Below are 20,930 nucleotides of genomic sequence, written 5' to 3'. Positions count from 1 at the left end.
GCTGGTTGCTGGTTATCGATAACCAGGAACCAGTTTACCGGATCACCGTCACATCTCCTTGCTTCATCAGGACGAAACCGTCAATGAATTCCAGTTCGACCAGGTAAACGAAAACCCCACTTTGAACGGGTTCTCCCTTAAATTTCGCATCCCATCCGCTACGCTCCTGGTTAACAGGAACGTTTTCTGTTTTAAATACGAGGTTACCCCAGCGGTCAAAAATGCTCATTTTATTTACCACTACATTATTGCGTTTGCTCTGTACGTAAAAATATTCATTTACGCCATCGCCATTCGGACTGATGGCATTGGGAATATAAATCGCCCGATCTTTTTTAACTTCCACCACCACCGAATCCTGGTAAATACATCCGTTTTCCACCGACATGATCAAAGTATATTCCACATCATCAAAGGGGCTTGAAATGGGGGAAAGGCAATCATAACAGGACAAGCTGTTACTCAATGGATCGATCCATTCAAAGCTTACCATTGCCCCTTCCGCTGAAAATATAGCGTTTAAAGGGGTGAACGATCCCAGTTCAATTTGAATGAATTCAGGAAGGATATTTACAAAAAAATCTTCCGATAAAACTTCATAATCAATGACCGTCACTTCACAACCGTCGTAAACCGTTACCGCATAGGTTCCAGCAGCTTCGATCTCTCGCTGTGGTGAAACAGCCCCGTCTTCCCACTGAATAATATTTCCAAAAGAATTTACGTCTAGCAGGATAGGGATTCCTTCGCAAAGGTAATATTGCTCTTCCAGATAGGAATAAACGAGCTCCGTGGTTACTATAATATTCGCTACCACCTGGTCACAACCGGAGGTAACGGTAACGGAATAATCCCCGGGCGTATCCAATACCCGGATAGGCACATCTGTACCATCTTCCCACAAGTAAGTCACCCCGTACAAACTGGCATCGATCACTTCAAAATCTCCGGGACAAATCATGTACTCCTCTTCAATAAAAGTGATGTCGAGTGGGTTAATCTGTATGGGCGTACTGTCCGGAGTGATAAGTGTGTTTGGGTAGTCGGAATAGGTAAAATCACCCAACGACGAGGGCAGTCCGGTCAATACAGCCTGGTTCTGATACAATCCCAGGGCATTCTGACCAATTTCAACCAAAACATGGATGCTGTCTATTCCAGGAGGCACACTCATATTATTGATATCAAAAGCATGTCCGCTGATCGTTTCAATGCCTCCAAAAGGATTGGAAAGGATCTCCAGTACGGTAAAATTTTCCGGCAGGATATCCGTCAGCTGAAGGCCGGTTTGCAGAATGCCCGAACCATTGAATATCACGAAGGTATAGATCACTTCAGTGCAGGGCAAGGCAATATCGGTCGAAACGGTTTTTTTCAGTTCAATGGTATAAGGACAGGAACAACCGTCTTCCCCACCGGAAGGGGGGCCATTCGCCACCGAGGTCATGATGCCTGTATTTTTATTGATCGACACCAAAGTGGGTTGTCCGTTGATGGCGCCATAACCAAACAAATTGCCCGACACATCAAAAAAAATAGCACCAAGCTGGTTTACCTGGGGTTGCATCGGGAATCCGCTTGTAATGGTGGCCGTAGCCGGATCGATTTTCACCAACCTGGCATCACCAGTACTAAAACCGTACAATTCTCCGGTGTATGGATCAAAGGCAATGTCATATATCCCGGAAAGAGGGTTGATCAGACTCAAAGAAGTCACTTGATAATCGGGATCGGTGAGGTCCACAAAGGCCAGGTACCCGGAAATATTATTGGCGGTAGCCTGCCCGAGTAGAACGAGATAATTCCCATCCGGCGTAACATCCCCGGCATAATAGGCGAACCCGTTGGTAATAATCCCCTGGGGAACCCCAAGATTTTGAGCAATCCCATCAGCCCCGACCCGATAGAGAGTCAATGTTTGAGGATTGACTCCATAGATGAAATTATCGGTACTTCGATACCCCATTGCATTGACTGTAGCGCCCACCGAGGTGGTTATCGTGTTAAAAACAGTATTGCCCGAAACCGGATCGATTTCCACCAGGTAAAGTCCTGAATTACTGGTCACCGTTGGGGATAAACTGAGAAAATACTGACCCTGGCAGGTAAAGGGCACCTGGGCAGAAAGTTGGGTTAAACTCCACCACAACCACAAACCGATGGTCAATTGTTTTAATCGCATACCTCTGATATTTCCCTGCCCTTTAAGGCCCATTTTAAAAAACAGGCAAGCATTTTCAAATTACGAAAAATAAAACAAACATGCTTTAAAAGCATCTCCCAAAAAGCAATAGGTATGCCTGAAGACAAAAAATGGAAAGTATAATTTCAAACAAAAAATTGCTATTTTTGCGGTTTGAGCTACAATCATAAAACAAGCTGCTTTGGCAAGTTGTTCAGGAATAAACATTCAGGCGTCCATGACTAATAATAATCCATCTGATCCAAACTCTTTTTCTGAAGATTTCATCGAAGTCATCGGTGCCCGTGTGCATAACCTCAAGGACATTGATCTGCAAATTCCCCGCAACCAGCTGGTGGTCATCACTGGAATCAGCGGTAGTGGGAAATCCTCCCTGGCTTTTGATACGATTTTCGCCGAAGGACAGCGTCGTTATATGGAAACCTTCTCCGCTTACGCCCGTCAATTTATCGGTGAAATGGAACGCCCGGATGTAGAGCATATTTCGGGACTTAGCCCGGTAATCTCCATCGAACAAAAGACTACAGGCCGGAACCCGAGATCAACGGTGGGTACTGTGACGGAGGTTTACGACTTCCTGAGGTTATTGTTTGCCAGGGCCGGTGAGGCCTATTCCTACATAACGGGGGAGAAAATGATCAAGTATACCGAAGCCCAGATGAAGGATCATATCCTGACCCAATATGCCGGGCGCAAGATCGCCTTGCTCGCCCCCCTGGTAAAAGGGCGTAAAGGCCATTACCGGGAGCTTTTCGAGTACACCCGAAAACAAGGATATTCACGGGTCAGGGTGGATGGAGAAATCATCGAAATCACCCCTAATTTACAGGTTGACCGATACAAGGTTCACGACATTGAGGTGGTAGTGGACCGGTTAACCATTGGTCCCAAACACAACGACCGCTTTAATGAATCATTGGATGCTGCCCTGAAAATGGGCAATGGATTGTTGCTGGTGATGGATTTTGATACGGAGGAAGTCGCTACTTTCAGCAAACACCTGATGGATCCAACGTCAGGCATCTCCTATGATGAGCCCTCTCCCAACAGCTTTTCCTTTAACTCGCCCTATGGTTATTGTCCAACGTGTAAAGGATTGGGGCAAGTAAATGCCGTGGACATGGAAAAAGTCATTCCTGATTATTCCAAAAGCATCAATGATAGCGCTATCGTTCCCTTTGGAGAGGTTAGAGACAATCTCACGTTCAAACAATTGCGGGCTATAGCCAAAAAATACAAATTCAGTTTTTCAACCCCCCTCAAAGATCTCCCGAAGGAGGCTTTGAAAACTATCCTGGAAGGAGGAGACGAAAGCTTTAAAATTGCCGTCAACCCCACCAATGACTACTCTTATGATCTTGCCCATGAGGGCCTGATCAAAATGTTGACGCATTGGTACAAAGATTCTACTTCTGAAAAAATACGGGGTTGGGCCGAAGAATTCATGACCATCGACATTTGCCCGGAATGCCAGGGACAACGACTGAAACAGGAAGCCCTCCATTTCAAACTCAATGAAAAAAATATTGCCGACCTCGCGGCCATGGACCTTTCGGACCTGAACCAATGGATGAATGAAATCGAAGGTCACCTGAGTGAGCGCCAGCTGGTGATTGCCACTGAAATCCTCAAGGAAATCCGTTTCCGGCTGACCTTTTTGTTACATGTAGGGCTGGACTACCTGGCCCTCGACCGACCGGCCCGTACCTTGTCAGGAGGAGAAGCCCAACGGATCCGGCTGGCCACACAAATTGGTTCCCAGCTCACGGGAATCACCTATATTCTCGACGAACCCAGCATCGGTTTGCATCAGCGTGACAACCAGAAACTCATAGAGGCCCTTCGTGAATTAGCCTCCATTGGCAATTCCGTGCTCGTGGTCGAACACGATAAGGACATCATGCTGGCTTCTGATTACCTCATCGACCTGGGACCAGGAGCAGGAAAACACGGAGGGGAACTGGTGGGCGCCGGAAAGCCAAAAGATTTCCTGAAAAACGTACATACCCTAACCGCGGATTACCTGACCAATAAAATCCGCATTGAGATTCCGGAAAAACGCCGCAAAGGCAACGGGAAGTTTTTGGAACTCAAAGGATCTACCGGGCATAACCTGAAAAATGTATCCCTAAAAATTCCCCTGGGGGTATTTTGTTGTATCACGGGAGTTTCCGGCAGTGGGAAATCTTCCCTCATCAACGAGACGCTTTACCCCATCCTTAGAAAAGAGTTTCATAACAGCCTGGGGAAACCTCTGCCATTCGACTCCATTAAAGGCCTTAAACACCTCGACAAAGTAATCGAAATTGATCAATCCCCCATCGGCAGAACGCCGCGATCCAACCCGGCCACCTATACCGGCCTTTTTACCGACATCCGGAAATTGTTCTCCGATTTACCTGAGGCAAAAATCCGGGGGTATAAACCAGGAAGGTTTTCATTCAATGTTAAAGGCGGCCGGTGTGAAGAATGCCAGGGCTCGGGAATGAGGGTAATCGAGATGAATTTCCTGCCAGACGTTTATGTGCATTGTGAAAAATGTATGGGGCTCCGCTACAATCGGGAAACAAGGGAGGTTCTTTTTAAAGGAAAATCAATCAGTGATGTGCTGGATATGACCGTTGAAGATGCGGTGGAATTCTTCAAGGCCATACCTAAAATTTACAGGAGAGTCAAAACGCTGAACGAAGTCGGTCTCGGGTACATTACCCTCGGCCAACAGGCCACCACGTTGTCTGGCGGAGAAGCTCAACGGGTAAAACTGGCCGAAGAGTTGTCGAAAAGAGATACCGGCAATACCATTTATATTCTCGATGAACCAACCACCGGTTTACATTTTGAAGACATTAGACACCTGCTGGCCGTACTCAACAAACTGGTTGAAAAGGGAAACACCATCATCGTTATCGAGCACAATATGGATGTCATCAAGGTGGCGGATCACATCATCGATATCGGCCCAGAGGGTGGAAATGGTGGAGGAAACATCGTTTGTGAAGGCACTCCTGAGCAGGTGGCGAAACACAAAACCAGCCATACAGGACGGTTTTTGAAATTAGAACTTTAATTTTAACACATAGTCACATAGAATACATAGAAAAAAAATAGCTATGTGTCTATGTGGTAAATTAAGTAAAAACAGCAATGATAGATTTTTCAAATGTAAGATTAGATAAAACCTTTGTTCATAAGGTTGGTAATAAGGCAAGGGAGGAAGGCACCCGTTTTTCTGAAAACGAGCTGTACCTGGGCAGTGAACTCATGAAAGAACTGCTGTTGAAATACTTTCTGAGTCCTTTCAAAAATGAAATATTTTACAACTTTGCCCACAGCACCGATATTGAACTGAACGAAGTTTTTTCTTATGCGTCCAAGATTTTCGAAAACCCGGAAACCCTTTTGGAACAATCAAAAAATATTGGCCGACACCTCTATGAACAGTCTAATCACCCCAAAATAAACGGCGGTGAATTTTATGTGGTATTGCTGAAGGATTGTGTGGTGGAAGATGAATTGGTGGATGCTATCGGTTTGTTTAAAACAGAAAACAAGGACACCTACCTCAAAGTTGATGAGAAAGAAGACGGATTTGAAATTGGCTTTGATACCGGTGTCAATATCAACAAACTGGATAAAGGATGTATCATTTTTAATTCCGGAAAAACCGACGGGTATATTGTAAGTATTGTTGACACAAAATCCCAGGAAGCCGAATACTGGAAAATGGCTTTTTTACACATAAAAGCCCGGGAAGACAATTATCACTACACTCAGAATTTTCTCAACATGGCCAGGCATTTTGCGGAAAGCAACGATGAGATCAGCACCCATGAACAGATAGAGGTGAAGAACAATACCATCCATTACTTCGCCAATAATGAGAATTTCGACAGCCAAACATTTGAGGCGGAAGTCTTCTCCAACCCGGAAACCGCTTCTACTTTTAAAACCTATAAAGAAAATTATACCCGGGAAACAGATATTCCTGTTGCGGATAGTTTTGAGATCTCAACCGATGCCTTTAAAGATGTCAAAAGACGTTTCCGCAGCGTCATTAAATTGGATAAGAATTTCCATATCTATGTTCACGGCAACGAGAGCAACATTGAACAGGGCTATAATGATGCAAAGGGCATGAGATATTACACTTTGTTTTACGACGAGGAGAGTTAACCACTACCCCCGTTTCCGATAAGTCCAAACCGCCAAAGCATTGATCCCCACAGCCAGTCCTCCCATGATATAAAAATGTTGTTTAATATCCTGGAACCCGCTGCCTTTAAGCATCACCATACGCATTACTTCAACGAAGTGATAAATCGGGTTGGGAACAGTAAAATACTGCGCCCACTTTGGCATACTTTCCACCGGGGTAAAAAGTCCTCCCATCAGCAGGAAAATCATCATAAAAAACCAGGCGATGAACATCGCTTGTTGCTGAGTATCTGCCGTAGTTGAGATGAGCAACCCTATTCCCAGAATAGCAATAATATTTACGATACAAAAAGCGAAGATCAGCCATAAGTCCCCAACAATGGGGATATTAAAAAAGAGCTTGGCAAAGGCGAGTCCCAGCACCAGGTCAAAAAGGCCGATGAACAAAAATGGTATTAATTTCCCTATGATAAACTGGTATTTCAATATCGGGGTAACGTTGATTTGTTCTATGGTACCCAATTCTTTTTCACGCACCACATTCATTGCGGATAATAACAAGGTTAATATTGTGACCAGGGCAGCCAGGATTCCCGGTACCATGAAAATTTTATAATCCAGTGTGGGATTGTACCAATTGGAGAAAGTAACGTTAAATCCGGGCATTTTTTGCACCCGCACCGAAGCGGTACGAAGAGCCTCCGGTAATTTTTGTTTATTAAAATCACCAATAACCGTAGCGGCATAAGAACCGGCCAGTCCCCCTTTTGAACCATTGATGGCATTTACCCTCAACTGAACTTCTGTCACCTGGTTTCGCAACAAATCTCTTTCAAAACCGGCAGGAATATTCAACACAATGTCAGCTTCGTCAGATTGCAATAAAACATCGGCGCCTTCCATGTCGTCTGTCATGGCCTTAAGGACAAAATACCCTGAGGCGGCAAACTTATCCCGCAACTGCCTGGAATAATCAGAATGGTCGGCATCGTAAATGACGAGCCCCAGATTTTTCACTTCATTACTCGCAGCATAAGACAACAAAATGAGCTGCACTATAGGGATAACCGTTAAAATAGGCAACATCGCTTTATTGCGAAAGACCTGCAACAATTCCTTTTTTAATATGATAAATATCGTGCGCATATATTTGCTGTTTATTCAATTCTTATTTTAAAACTCTTAAGGCTTAGCCCCAGAAAAATGAGGGTGATCCCTCCCAAAAAAGCGACTTCTTTCCAAATAAAACTAAAGGGGCTGCCCTTCAACATTATGTCTTTCAAAATGACAATAAAATATTTGGCGGGAACGATATACGAGATCCCCTGGAGTAATTTAGGCATACTCTCTATGGGGAAAACAAACCCTGAAAGCAGCATGGTCGGCATCATCAGGGCCATGAGCGATACGATCATGGCGGTTTGCTGGTTATTCGTCATGGAGGAAATGAATATACCCAATGCCAGACAAGTAATGATGAACAACAAACTTAACAACAACAGTAATGCAAGACTGCCTATCACAGGAACGCCAAAAATGAAAACCCCCATCGCCAGAATAAACAATCCTATAATCATGGAAAGTAAAATGTAAGGGGTTACTTTTCCGATTATGATCAACATGGGATGCAGAGGAGAGACCAAAAGCAGTTCCATCGTTCCCAGTTCTTTTTCGCGTGCCAGGGTAAGGGAGGTCATCATGGCGGAGATAAGCAATAAAATCATCGTCATCACCCCGGGAACAAACATGTAAACACTTTTTAATTCGGGATTATAAACCATTTGCGTTTCTATGCCAATAGCAAATGGCATAACGTAACCTTCCTGCTTTTTCGCCTGAAATTGCCGTAACATTAACGAGGCATAATTGATCAGCATCGTAGCGGTATTGGGCTCTGTCCCGTCAGCGATGAACTGAACCGGGGCATTTCCTGCTCCATAAAATTTTGCTGAAAAATCTGGCGGAATAATAACGGCCAGCTTTATTTTTCCTGCTTTAAAAGCATTGTGGATATCGTCCTGTGTCTTAATGGATTTGACAATTTTAAAATGACCGCTCACTTCCAATCGTTCGGTAAGCTCAATGCTCAAATCATCTTTAGATTGATCAAAGACAGCAATGGTTGCACCTTTAAAATCATTCGTCACGGCATATCCAAATATTAAAACCTGAACAATAGGCATCCCAAAAAGAATAAGCAACGTCCGCTTATCCCTCAGGATATGGAAAAACTCTTTTTTTACAAATGCTATAAATACTTTCATACTTGTTGCTGGTTGCTGGTTGCTGGATATCTGGTTACTGGGTGGCTTGTTGCGGGTTATTTTATCCTTTGATAAATGATACTTTAGTCTTTAGTCTTTTTACTTTTCCCTTTTATGATGCTCCTCTAGCTAATTTCAAAAACACCTCATCCATGGAAGCCGCCTTAAAATTTTCTTTTAACTTCGAAGGAGTATCCATGGCCGCGATTACCCCATCCACCATGATGGAAACACGGTCGCAATATTCAGCTTCATCCATGTAGTGGGTCGTCACAAAAACCGTCACCCCTTTTTCAGAAGCGGCATAAATCATCTCCCAGAATTGCCTTCTTGTAATAGGATCCACCCCGCCGGTAGGTTCATCGAGGAATACAATTTTGGGATTGTGGAAAAGGGCTACCGAAAAAGCCAGTTTTTGCTTCCAGCCCAAGGGCAAGGATCCTGTGAGCTTCCTGGCCGAACCTTCCAGCTGGAGTTCCTGCAAAAGCACTTTTGTTTTGGCTTTTATCTCCCTCAACGGAAGGCCGTAAATCCCTCCAAAAAAACGTATATTTTCATTGATGGTCAGATCTTCATAAAGAGAAAATTTCTGACTCATATAACCGATATTCTTTTTGATCTTTTCCTGTTCCAGGTACACATCAAATCCAGCAACGCTGGCCTCTCCGGAAGTCGGCATCGAAAGGCCCGACAACATCCGCATGGCCGTCGTTTTTCCCGCTCCATTGGCCCCCAGGAATCCGAAAATCTCCCCCGGTTTCACCTCAAAGCTAATGGCATCCACAGCGGTGAAAGCCCCGAATTTCTTGGTTAACTTCTTTACTTCTATTGCGTATTCCACTATTTTTTTGATTTTCTCTTTATTAATACCAACCTCTTGCCACTCCAGGCTAATCCCGCCCACTCGCGACCCCTTCATCCCGCAACAATTCCATAAAACAATCTTCAATGCCTGCCGAAATTTTATCGACCTCAATATCCTGGTGACCTTGATCCGTCAGATAACTTCGGAGGGAAGATTCGTCCAATGGTTTTTTGGTCGATAAATGCATTTTGTGGCCAAAAGAAAAAACGGTTTCCGACTGATCAAAAGTCCTCAAATCCTGCAGGAGGCGGTAGCGGTTATCCGAAGAAATGGCATACAAATTGAGATCGTACTGTTGTGTAATTTTTTCCGGCGTATCAATGGACAAAATCTGTCCTTTCTGGATCAGTGCTATTCGGTCGCATCTGCTGGCTTCATCCATATAAGGCGTGGAAACCAGGATCGTGATCCCTTTTTTCTTCAACCGTTTCAACATATCCCAGAATTCACTCCGGGATACGGCATCCACCCCGGTGGTCGGTTCGTCGAGGAACAACACTTCCGGTTTGTGGATCAACGCACAGGACAAGGCCAGTTTTTGCTTCATCCCTCCTGAAAGTTGTCCGGCTCTCCTATTTTTAAAAGGTTCGATTTGCTGATAAATTTCCTTGACCAAATCGTAATTCTTTTCAATGGTCGTACCAAAGATCGTAGCGAAAAATTCCAGGTTTTCCAAAACCGTCAGATCCTGGTAGAGGGAGAACCTTCCCGGCATATAACCAATGGTCTTCCGGATTTTTTTAAAATCTTTAACGACATCCTTCCCTTCGACGGTGGCATTCCCGCTATCCGCCAGGATCAACGTGGTTAAAATCCTGAACAAGGTAGTTTTTCCTGCGCCGTCTGGTCCGATGAGCCCGAATATTTCCCCCTGCTCCACGTCAAAACTGATGTCACGAAGAGCCTGCTCTTCCCCGTAGGATTTGCTGATGTTGTTTACCGTGATGGCGTGATGATTTTCCATAAATTACTGGTTGCTGGTGGTGGAAAGGAAATTTACTTCTGCCGGCATACCGATCTTAAGGGATCCGTCATTTTTTACCATGATCTTAATCGCATACACCAGGTTTACCCTTTCTGCTTTGGTCTGGATGGTTTTTGGGGTAAATTCCGAGGTTTCGGAAACCCAGCTTACCGTTCCTTTTTGCCGTTCCATGGTACCGTCCGGTCCGTCGGTCAAAACTTCCACTTGCTGACCTACCATCACTGAACCCAACTGGTCTCCGCTGACATAAGCCCTTAGTGTCAAAGTTTCGAGGTTGGCAATCCTGTATAAAGGTTTTCCAAAGGCGACGATTTCTGAAGGCTCGGCCAGTTTGGTTAAAACGGTTCCTTTGACCGGATTATAGATGTAACATTTCCTGATCTGCTCCTCCAGCACATCGATCTGGGTACGCACCGGTTCGATTTCGCTGAGTATTCCTGTATTCGCGGTCCCGGCCTGCCGTTTTGCAGCATCGATCTGCTTGTCTACAATGGCAATCTGTGCGGTGATATCATCCAGTTGCTTTGGAGTGGCCGCCTGATCCGCCAATAGATTTTTTATGCGCTGTTGTTCATGCAAAAGGGTTTGCTTCTGCTCCTTAAGCACATCGATTTGTGGACCCGGATCCTGGGTTTTGCTGCGAATGGCATTGATGCGGGAAAGCAATTGTTGTTTTTGCAAAACCAATGGAGTCGTGTCAATCACGGCGACGAGTTGGCCGGCTTCCATGACCTGTCCTTCCTCTACATTCAGGGACAATAATTTTCCATTGGACTCGGCACTGATAATAGTACTGGTCGTTTCAAAGTTACCATAGGCATCTGCCCGTTTTTCCTCCTTTCCGCAGGAGAAAAAAACCATTATGCCAATTGCTGATAGGATTAAGCTGAATTTATACATCTGTCTTAATTTTTTGTTGTTCTTTTTTTCAATAACCACGGAAGAAGAAAAACCTATCTTCCCATTTTAGTTAGATATTCTGATTTGAGTTGTTGTATTTGTAATCGATGGACTTCCAGTTGCAACCGCGCCTGTATGCCTTCATTCAACTGGGTAGTATAATCGGTGGCGGTAATGACCCCGTTATCCAGTTGAGAGGAATAATCATTGAGGATATCTTCCTGTAAGGTTACAATAGCCTTATCTGTTAAAAGCTGATTTTCCAAAGCCGTTACCTCTTCCACGTACTTCCCCCTGAGTGCATTGAGGTTAAATTCGAACGTTTCCCGCTTATTGTCCACCAGTTGCGCCTGTATTTGAAGCGCCTGCTTTTGCTTATCGGTCGCTCCCCAATCAAAGATATCCCAGGCAAACTTCACCCCCGTAATGGCAAATGGGCTCACCGAATCGTCAAAGAAATTCAAAGGATTGGGATAACCGAGTCCCGCCTGAATAAAAGCACTGACTTTGGGTTTCTTTTTGGCATCGAGCATGGCAGCATTGGAAAGTATCTGTTGCTTTTGAAAATCAAACAGGGCTTGCTCGGGCCGTTCAAGGGTGGTCGTCAAGACTTCTGAAACCAGTTCAGGTAAAACAAGTTCCACTGATTCTTCCAGGGACTGCCCGGTAGCTTCTGAAAGCAAAGACAACAAACTTTTCCTTTTTCCGGCAAGGGCTTCCCGTTGTGTTTCAAGTTTGAGTTTTTCTACCTGTAATTTTTTTACCTGGGAAGGCAGAACCACCCCAAACTCAACCGCTGCCTCCAGTGTTTTTAGCTTGGTGTCAATAGTTTTGCCGGCATTCAACAAAATACTGTCCTGAACCCCCAACATCGCCAATCCCCAAAAATATTGATCAATACGATCCTTGATTTGGTACAATTCGACGTCAATGGCCTGGTTTTTAGCGGCCAGCCCGGCCTGTTCAACGGCCTGCTTTGCTTTCGCCAAACCACCGTCATAAAGCAAGTAACCTGCATCTAAAGTGGTTTGTAATTTGTAGATCGGCAATTCTATCGGATCAATTCCGGGTATTGGAAAATTGACCTTCAAAGCCTCTGACTGAAGGCTGGCCTGGGCGTTCCAGGAAATTTTTGGCTTTTTGTCCGCTTCTATAATATCCATTTGCACCTGGGTATAGGCTTCGTTTAACCCTTTTTGCTTCGCCAAAGGGTAATATGTCTCCGCCCATTGATAACATTGATCCAGGCTGATTTTCTGTTGGCCATATAATTCATGCAGATTGGACACCAACAGCAGCAGCGTTACTAAAATTAAGGTTACTGACTTCATTTTTAATGTTTTACTAAAAGATTTAACTACCTGGTTAAATACAAGGCAAAAAAATGGCAGGTAAGCACTTGAATCGCAAGATTACAATATAGGCTTACCCTGCTCTTTATCTTCAATTGAAGAGAAATTATTCGAAATACAAATAATAATTTCCCAGGTGTTCTTTAAGTTCCGGCAAGGTCTTTTCGCAGGCCGCTGCGTCTTTTGATTCAAAGGTCTTCACCATATCCACCATGGGAAGCAGGTAATTATGCAATTGCTCATGGGCATCTCCTGTCATGGTGCATTTTTCAAAAATGGCATTAAAATCCTTTTGCAGCGAAGCTCCCAAAGCCCTGTACCCTGAAATATCGTTAACCTCATTGGCAATGGCTCCTTTTACGCTCGCAATCATTTTCTGTATCCCTTCGGTCGTTTCTGCATTGGCTCTCCATTTTTTTCCGTGATCAAGCTGTACAGAAACCTCTGCAACAGGTGCATTTTTATCACTGACCCCAGGAACCATTGAAGATTCAGAGTGGCCTTTAGCCGCGGCATTGGTTTCAGAATCGACTCCGGTCTCAACACTGTTATTGTTGTCACAGCTGGTGATAAACAACGCTGTTGCCAATAAAAAAATTAATTTCAACTTCTGCATGATTCAATTTTATGTGTTTTCAAAATAATAACCTAAACGGATAGTGCGCTAAAAACGAATCGCTTCACCTCTTCCTTACGCTCTTTCATCAATTCCTTCCAGTCGGCCTCGCTGATTCCGGAAATGGAAATCAACATTGGTTTGGCCAAAAAAGGGAATACCGACATCGAAATAATGTTCATCAGTAAATGAAAAGGATGGTACCTTTTAATCTTGCCGTCCTCCATGGCCTGCAACATCATGCCCACCATAGCCGCCGCTTCCGGAAAAGCATCGAATTTTTTTATTCTTCCGATAAACCTCTCCTGATCCTTACTGATCTCATTGATCACAAACAAAGGCAAATAAGGATTCTTTTCCAATACGGAGATGTACTTGTCAATGAAGAACTCTATTTTTTCAAACAGATCCAGCCCACTATCCAGTCCTTGCTTTAATTGACCGATCAATTCACTGAACTGCTCCATAAAGATCACATCAAATAGTTTTTCCTTGGACCGATAATAATAGTGCAGTAATGCTTTATTGATGCCGGCATTGTCGGCAATATCCTGCATCCTGGCTCCTGAAAATCCTTTTCGGAGAAAAACCTGCCTCGCCGCTTCCTTTATGACCAACTCTGTTTGTTGCTTTTCACTCATTAACTTTATAGTTTAACCGTTTGGTTAATGCAAATGTAATAACGAAAACATTACGATGCAAACATAATTGAAAAAAATTATTGAATTTCATCCAGGTGCCGGATAACTTCCTGGATTTTGTGGAGTTTTTGCCGCTTGATAATTACCATAGGTTCTGCCACCCTTTCCTTGCAATCTTGCATAATGCATCTTTCACAGGTGCGATTGACGTTTTTCGTTTGAATGGAAGGATCATTTAAAAACAGGATTTGTTCTTCGAGGTTTTTATCCACAAGCATTCCTATCGTAACGCTGACATTCTGCCCCTGCCCCGGATGCCCGGACCGGGCAATAGTCAGATTCAAATATTCTTCATCGCTGTCAACATAATGAGATCGCTGGGCTCTTGTAATCGCATTGGTAACTCCTTCTTCCTTTTGTTTTTCCTCAAATTCTTTCAGCAGGGAAACGGCTACCCATCTGCGGCAATAATGCTCGGACAGCCCGTTGCTATGGGGAGGATGTCGGTAAGACAAATGCAGCTCCCTGTCAATTTTATATTTAGCCTCGGCCTGGCCATAGGTAAATCTCAGGAAATACAATTTTTTGATCCCGAAATATTTGGGCAGCACATTGGTCAACCGATGATAAATGATTTCAGGAGAAGCCTCATATTTTGTAATCAACCCAAGAAAAGCACCAGCATCCCAAACCGGAGATTTAAATAATAAACCGATTTCCTTAACAAAATCATCAAGCGGTACCCGCAAGGCCACAGAGAAATAGATTCCCTTGGAATGATTGAGTACTTCTTCAAAGGTTTTGGGTTTCAACAGGGAAGATGTTCCGGCCCGTTCTTTTAGTTTTAAATAATTAAAGGCAATTTCTTTCCCGTACTGGAAAGTTTTCTGGGATTCACTTAGTCCTCCGTTAAGCAGAAGTTGTTTTTTGTGCTGCAGAAAAACAGAACGCATGTCCTGTAAATCTTCATATTGAGACAAGCCATCCTCCGTAATGGTATAACCAAAGTCAGACTCAAGAATTTGTTTTAAAATACTCCCCGGGACAGGCTTGCCGGGAGCCAGATCATACTGCTTTTTAAATTGTTCAACAGCATCCTCCAGCTCCTGAAAATAATTATCATGCAATTCAAGATAAGACCTAAGGGCACCAAAATAAAAATGCTCTTCCTTAAGCGCGTAATTTCTTGAAATTTCAAGTAAAGTCGAAATAAAGGCTCCTACTCTCGAAGGAGCATTGGCAATAATTTCAACGACTTTTGCCACTTCAATGCCAAAAAGATCCAAAGGCAGTTCATTTAAAAAATTGGACTGCAACAATTCCGTAACCGGAGCAAGACTGCTGTCCAGTTCCGATGAAATGAGTTGTTCGTAAGGAACCTCCAGCGCTTTTGACAATGCAGTGATCTTATCTTCCTTGGGATATTTTTTACCTTTCTCAATTTCATTCAGGTAGGAAACGGACACATTCGCCAGTTTTGACAAATCTGCAAAAGAAAGTTGCTTGCCTTGCCGCAATTGTCTTACTTTTAAGCCGAAGATGATCCGATCACTTTGTGTTGTTGTCTTCATATAGCTCAAAAATACGAGATTTTAGCGAATTTTCGCTAATTATTTAAACGCTGTTTTTCATTATTCATCAAACAAAAATTTGTGGCCGGCATTTACCTCCATATTCCTTTTTGCAAACAGGCGTGCCATTACTGCGATTTCCATTTTTCAACTTCCCTGAAGCACAAAGCACCTCTTTTGGAAGCCATGTTGCTGGAATTGGAACTTCAAAAGGATTACCTGGAAGGAGAACCCCTTGGTTCCATTTATTTTGGCGGAGGAACGCCCTCTTTATTGTCCCAGGCAGAATTGGAAATGATTTTTGAAAAAATTTACCACCTGTTCCGGGTGGATTCCGATGCCGAAATCACCCTGGAAGCCAATCCCGACGACCTGGACAGGGCAAAGCTGAATGTCCTTCAGCATCTTCCCGTAAACAGGCTGAGTATCGGGGTGCAATCCTTTTTTGATGAAGACCTGAAATCCTGGAACAGGGCACATAACAGGGCTGAGGCAGAAGCTTGTATTAAAGGCGCGCAGGATGCGGGGTTTAGCAATTTGACGGTTGATCTCATTTATGGCTCGCCCACCACTTCAATGGAGCACTGGATTTACAATATCGATCAGTTGCTTCAATTTGAAATCCCTCACCTTTCCTGTTACGCGCTCACCGTGGAAGAAAAAACAGCCCTGGCGCATTTCATCAAAACAGGGAAGGCCGAACCGCCCCGTGATGAACATGCTGCAAGGCAGTTTGAAATCCTCATGGAAGTCATGCAAAAAAACGGGTATGACCATTATGAAATTTCCAATTTTGCCAAACCTGAGTTTTATGCCGTGCACAATTCCTCCTACTGGAAGGGGGCAAAATACCTGGGCATCGGTCCTTCAGCCCATTCTTTTAATGGCACCTCCAGGCAATGGAATGTTGCGAACAATGCCTTGTACATCAAGGCTATTCAGGCTTTGAGCAGTCAGGAAATACCCGCTACTCCACTCTTTGAGAAGGAAACGCTCACCCTGGAACAGCAATACAATGAATTTGTCATGACCGGCCTGCGCACCATTTGGGGCTGCCCTAAAGCATCGCTGGATCATTTCGGAAAAGCATTTAAAGCCCATTTTTTGGAAAAGGCCGGTCTGTATTTGGAAAGCGGGCAAATGCTGATCGTCTCAAATGCCTATGTCTTATCAGCAAAAGGCAAGCTGTTCGCAGATCAGATTGCAGCCGATTTATTTGTGCTGGAATCGGAATGATTCCCCATATTCAATCTCCGAGCAATACAAATGATTCCCTGACCTTCTCTTTCCCATTGATGATGACCGATAGCTCGTGTCGACCAGGGTAATATCTCCGTGTAGTAATTATGCTAAAATGTTGCTTTCGGTTGCACTGAAAAACGCTTCCCGGATCCATAATTTTTTCTGATATTTTAAAAACTTTTCCCGATAGCGAACCATTGGCTTTGAGATAATAAAGCCCGTATTCAATTCTTACCTTTTGAGTCGATTTTCCGGGGTTACTCAATTCAAAAGAAAACTGAAGGGCTCCACCCATTTTCACTTCAGGAGTAAGGATCAGAAAATTATTTACTTCGAGTTGGCCCGGATCACCGTATTTAAAAAGCCGGAGCGCTTCAGGGTCTCCTTTTTTCAACAGGGTGCGGCAGGCGTGCTTGACCAACCGATCCGTTTCCTGTTTGGTACCGATCCATTTACCGGCAAGGGCCAGAGTTACCTCCGGGTTATCTTTTGAAATATCATTTAAATTATTGGCCACGCTGCGGCGGACATACTCGGAAGGGTCGTGTTTTAGATTTTCAAGGAGAGGAAGAATCGGTTCCGGGTTCTTTTTAAATTCGGGAAGGGCCATGGCCCAGGGCAAACGGGGTCTGGAACCTTCACTGGCCAGGCGACGCACGTGTTCATCAGCATGGCCTGTCCACTCGATCATTTGATCGATCATCTTGTCGGGATATTTCACAATGAAGGGCCTTACGGCAAATTCACAACTGGAAAAAGCGGTAATATGCTCAAAAACCCGGATCGAACTATTAAAATGTTCCAACCCAAAACGCTCCACATAATCGGGCAGGAACATGAACTCCAGGGAGGCATGAGTAAATCCCTCTGCAATAAGTTTATTGACCAATTGAATGATGACCTGGGCGGCTTCCCCAAAATCAGCAGGAAAAAATTGATGGAGTACCCTACTCGTATGCCACATACGATCCTTCAGTTCCCGGTTTTTCCATTCCGCGTCAAAAATCAACTGCAGAAATGCTTCGGTTTCAAAATCGGGAAGTAAACTTTCCAGGGTGGCAGACAGCCTTTGGTAAAATTCCGGAGAGTAGAGATCTTTTAATTGGGTACTCATTGAGTCAATGCTTAATCAGGAATTGATTCAAGAGACTCTTCAGACAAATAACTATCTATTAATTGGGGATCTAATTGATCTGCCAACCACAATTCAATCAAATTCGAAGCTATTGATTTTGATTCTTTAGACAAAACCAAATCTATTACCAATTCTTTGGCTGGAGGCATTCCCTCTTTCAGTGTTATCTCATCAACCCAGGCAGATATATCAATTTCATCGTTTTCAGGTGGTCCTTGAATTATTCTTACTGCCCGGTTCATTTTCAGGAAAATTGCACTAAATATGGGATTCCCATCATATTCTTTCTTTCCGCTAGATTGATATTCATTAATATATCCTGAAAATTTTAAATTATATTTTTCCGAAAAACGGTCAAAAAGACGTTTCCAGAAAGCCTGGGCAAAATTGTATTGCCGCTTATCTTTTAAAAATTCAGCATATAAAATAGTTGTCATGAAAATCAGTTCTCTTATTGTAAAAAATAATAGATCAAAAAAATCAGGAGTATTGTTATGAAAGCGGTTCCTTCTAAAACCTCAATGTCTATTCTGGAATCTTTCGTTTTTCGATTTCTAAATGTTTTCTTTTTAATTGCATCAATTCCCCCATCTATATTTTCAATATATCTTTTTGCATCCTCAAATTGCTCTTCCCTTTCTAAAAAAAATTTCTTATTCAATCTCAACTTTAACCTTTCTAATAAATCTAAACCTTTTTCCTTAGTTAAAGGTTCATCTTGAGACCAGGATTCAGACAACTCCAAACCATTTCCCTGAGCCTGAATTCTCCCTCTATGTTTTTGGGACATAATCCCGCTTTAAGGTTTTACAATTTGTCATTAATTTTGAGTAATAACAAAGATTATGATTCAAATTTATTAAATATCAACTAAAAAACAAAAAATTTAATTAATTTACATAAATACAATTATTTGTTTTAAATTTTAATACCTTATCTTTGTATTAAAACTAATAATTACTTTCCGTGAAATTCAAACTCATTTCTCCATTCAAGCCTACCGGGGATCAGCCGGAGGCCATTCAGCAACTTGTCAATGCCGTTAAGGCCGGGGAGCGCCACCAGGTATTACTCGGAGTCACCGGATCAGGAAAGACTTTTACCATGGCCAATGTGATCGCGCAACTGCAAAAACCTACCCTCATCCTGACCCACAATAAAACCCTGACGGCCCAGCTTTTTGGAGAGTTCCGCGAATTTTTTCCGGAAAATGCCGTGGAGTACTTTGTTTCCTATTACGATTATTACCAACCGGAAGCCTACATTTCTTCCTCCGACATGTACATTGAGAAAGATCTTCAGATCAATGAGGAGGTCGATAAACTCCGACTCCGGGCAACCGCTTCTCTTTTATCAGGTCGAAGAGATATCATTATCGTTGCTTCGGTTTCCTGCATTTACGGTATGGGAAACCCTGAAGATTATAAAACAGGGATCATCAGGCTTGAAAAGGGTCAAACCATAGGCCAGCGACACTTTTTACATCAACTGGTCCAGGCACTTTATTCCCGAACCGAAATTGATTTCAAAAGAGCCACTTTTCGCGTTCGGGGAGATGCCGTTTCGATCAATCTGCCTTACGTCGATTACGGGTACCGCATCACCTTTTTTGGAGATGAGATCGAAAACATCGAAATGATTGAGGTCGAATCGGGCAAACGTATCCATGAGATGGACAATGTGGCCATTTTTCCGGCCAACCTCTATATCGCCCCGCGGGATCGCATGAACCAGATCATCCGGGAAATAGAAGACGAATTGTATGCCCAGGAAAAATATTTTGAAAGAGAGGGCCGCCTGCTGGAAGCCAAACGCATCCGGGAACGCACTACCTTCGACCTTGAGATGATCCGGGAACTGGGCTATTGCAATGGCGTGGAAAACTACTCCCGCTTTTTTGATGGTAGAAAAGAGGGCACCCGTCCCTTCTGCCTCCTCGATTACTTTCCCGAAGATTTTCTGATGTTCATTGATGAAAGTCACGCCACCCTTCCTCAAATACGCGGCATGTTTGGAGGAGACCGGTCCAGGAAACTCAACCTCGTCAATTTCGGCTTCCGGCTGCCTTCGGCCATGGACAACCGGCCGCTGGATTTTGTGGAATTTGAAAGCATCGTGAACCAGGTCATTTACACCAGCGCTACGCCCAGCGATTACGAGCTGGAACAAACCGGCGGACTCTTTGTGGAACAAATCATTCGTCCGACGGGACTGCTTGACCCTAAAATTGAGGTGAGGCCCAGCATCAACCAGGTGGATGACCTCATGGATGAAATTGCCGAAAGGATAAAAAGAAAAGAACGGGTGCTGGTCACCACTCTGACCAAAAGAATGTCTGAGGAATTGACCAAATATCTCGAAAAATTCGATATAAAGGTTCGATACATTCACTCGGAAGTGGATACCATGGAGCGGGTCGAAATACTTCGTAATCTCCGCCTGGGTACTTTTGATGTCCTGGTGGGGGTCAACCTGCTCAGAGAAGGACTCGACCTCCCGGAAGTTTCCCTGGTGGCGATTCTGGATGCTGATAAAGAGGGCTTTTTAAGGAACGCCCGATCCCTGACCCAAACCGCCGGTCGCGCGGCGAGAAATTCAGGCGGACTCGTGATTTTTTACGCAGATAAGCTCACCAATTCCATGCAGGTAACCATAGAGGAAACGAACAGACGAAGGGCGATCCAGATGGAATACAATGAGAAACATGGTGTCACGCCAACTACAGTTTACAAAAGCCGGGAAGAAATCCTCAATCAAAAATCAATCCTCGACATTCGCGGAAACAGGGAAGCTGCCTACCTCGAACCCGAGCAACCAAGTCTTGCGGCAGACCCACTGGTGGCTTACATGACCCGGGAACAACTCGAAAAAATGATCGGGCAGACCGAGCAAAAGATGAAAAAAGCGGCCAAAGATCTCGATTTCATCACCGCTGCCCAGTTTAGGGACGAGCTTTTTGCCTTAAAACAACAGTTGAGAAAAAAATAATCCCCAACTTTGC

At 43.8% G+C, this 20,930-nt stretch carries 17 protein-coding genes; 4 read left to right on the top strand and 13 right to left on the bottom strand.

Going from position 1 to position 20,930, the window contains the following annotated elements:
• Positions 1-34: 34 nt before the first annotated feature.
• Positions 35-2,182, bottom strand: coding sequence for a gliding motility-associated C-terminal domain-containing protein (locus tag H6571_15795; protein ID MCB9325204.1), 2,148 nt, complete (start codon positions 2,180-2,182; stop codon positions 35-37).
• A gap of 238 nt (positions 2,183-2,420) precedes the next feature.
• Between H6571_15795 and uvrA the strand changes: the two genes are divergently transcribed.
• Positions 2,421-5,270, top strand: a complete 2,850-nt coding sequence (gene uvrA / locus H6571_15790) for an excinuclease ABC subunit UvrA (protein MCB9325203.1) — start codon at positions 2,421-2,423, stop codon at positions 5,268-5,270.
• Between the two features lie 77 nt (positions 5,271-5,347).
• Positions 5,348-6,376 (top strand): nucleoid-associated protein, encoded by a 1,029-nt coding sequence (locus H6571_15785; GenBank protein ID MCB9325202.1) that lies wholly within the window; start codon positions 5,348-5,350, stop codon positions 6,374-6,376.
• Positions 6,377-6,379: 3 nt separating this feature from the next.
• On the opposite strand, the gene H6571_15780 is transcribed toward H6571_15785, so the two are convergent.
• From H6571_15780 to H6571_15740, 9 genes are all read right to left on the bottom strand, one after another.
• Positions 6,380-7,504 (bottom strand): ABC transporter permease, encoded by a 1,125-nt coding sequence (locus H6571_15780; protein ID MCB9325201.1) that lies wholly within the window; start codon positions 7,502-7,504, stop codon positions 6,380-6,382.
• Between the two features lie 11 nt (positions 7,505-7,515).
• On the bottom strand, positions 7,516-8,622 hold the full coding sequence (locus H6571_15775; GenBank protein MCB9325200.1) for an ABC transporter permease: 1,107 nt from the start codon (positions 8,620-8,622) through the stop codon (positions 7,516-7,518).
• Between the two features lie 112 nt (positions 8,623-8,734).
• Positions 8,735-9,541 (bottom strand): ABC transporter ATP-binding protein, encoded by an 807-nt coding sequence (locus H6571_15770; GenBank protein ID MCB9325199.1) that lies wholly within the window; start codon positions 9,539-9,541, stop codon positions 8,735-8,737.
• A complete protein-coding gene (locus H6571_15765) occupies positions 9,513-10,451 on the bottom strand; it encodes an ABC transporter ATP-binding protein (protein MCB9325198.1) in 939 nt (312 codons plus the stop codon). Before H6571_15765 ends, H6571_15770 begins: the two co-directional genes overlap by 29 nt.
• 3 nt (positions 10,452-10,454) lie before the next feature.
• Positions 10,455-11,372, bottom strand: a complete 918-nt coding sequence (locus H6571_15760) for an HlyD family efflux transporter periplasmic adaptor subunit (protein MCB9325197.1) — start codon at positions 11,370-11,372, stop codon at positions 10,455-10,457.
• 53 nt (positions 11,373-11,425) lie between these two features.
• A complete protein-coding gene (locus H6571_15755; protein ID MCB9325196.1) occupies positions 11,426-12,703 on the bottom strand; it encodes a TolC family protein in 1,278 nt (425 codons plus the stop codon).
• Positions 12,704-12,830: 127 nt separating this feature from the next.
• Positions 12,831-13,340 (bottom strand): hypothetical protein, encoded by a 510-nt coding sequence (locus H6571_15750; protein MCB9325195.1) that lies wholly within the window; start codon positions 13,338-13,340, stop codon positions 12,831-12,833.
• Between the two features lie 32 nt (positions 13,341-13,372).
• Complete coding sequence (locus H6571_15745; protein ID MCB9325194.1) at positions 13,373-13,981, bottom strand: TetR/AcrR family transcriptional regulator; 609 nt, start codon at positions 13,979-13,981, stop codon at positions 13,373-13,375.
• Between the two features lie 77 nt (positions 13,982-14,058).
• Positions 14,059-15,552, bottom strand: coding sequence for a helix-turn-helix domain-containing protein (locus tag H6571_15740; GenBank protein MCB9325193.1), 1,494 nt, complete (start codon positions 15,550-15,552; stop codon positions 14,059-14,061).
• Between the two features lie 81 nt (positions 15,553-15,633).
• Between H6571_15740 and hemW the strand changes: the two genes are divergently transcribed.
• The gene (gene hemW / locus H6571_15735; protein ID MCB9325192.1) at positions 15,634-16,788 is read left to right on the top strand and encodes a radical SAM family heme chaperone HemW; all 1,155 of its coding nucleotides are present in this window, start codon (positions 15,634-15,636) and stop codon (positions 16,786-16,788) included.
• Between the two features lie 10 nt (positions 16,789-16,798).
• Here the strand turns inward: hemW and H6571_15730 are convergent, their stop codons facing one another.
• The 3 genes from H6571_15730 to H6571_15720 are packed head-to-tail and all read right to left on the bottom strand — an operon-like array spanning position 16,799 to position 18,719.
• Positions 16,799-17,908 carry a DNA alkylation repair protein gene (locus H6571_15730; protein MCB9325191.1) on the bottom strand — a complete coding sequence of 370 codons (1,110 nt, stop codon included), beginning with the start codon at positions 17,906-17,908 and terminating at the stop codon, positions 16,799-16,801.
• 11 nt (positions 17,909-17,919) lie between these two features.
• Positions 17,920-18,366, bottom strand: coding sequence for a hypothetical protein (locus H6571_15725; protein ID MCB9325190.1), 447 nt, complete (start codon positions 18,364-18,366; stop codon positions 17,920-17,922).
• A 14-nt stretch (positions 18,367-18,380) separates the two neighbouring features.
• Positions 18,381-18,719 carry a hypothetical protein gene (locus H6571_15720; protein MCB9325189.1) on the bottom strand — a complete coding sequence of 113 codons (339 nt, stop codon included), beginning with the start codon at positions 18,717-18,719 and terminating at the stop codon, positions 18,381-18,383.
• A 176-nt stretch (positions 18,720-18,895) separates the two neighbouring features.
• Between H6571_15720 and uvrB the strand changes: the two genes are divergently transcribed.
• Positions 18,896-20,917, top strand: a complete 2,022-nt coding sequence (gene uvrB, locus H6571_15715) for an excinuclease ABC subunit UvrB (protein MCB9325188.1) — start codon at positions 18,896-18,898, stop codon at positions 20,915-20,917.
• Positions 20,918-20,930: the final 13 nt, after the last annotated feature.

This window comes from Lewinellaceae bacterium (genome assembly GCA_020636105.1).
Classification (GTDB): domain Bacteria; phylum Bacteroidota; class Bacteroidia; order Chitinophagales; family Saprospiraceae; genus BCD1.
This window is presented reverse-complemented; position numbering and strand designations above follow the sequence as displayed.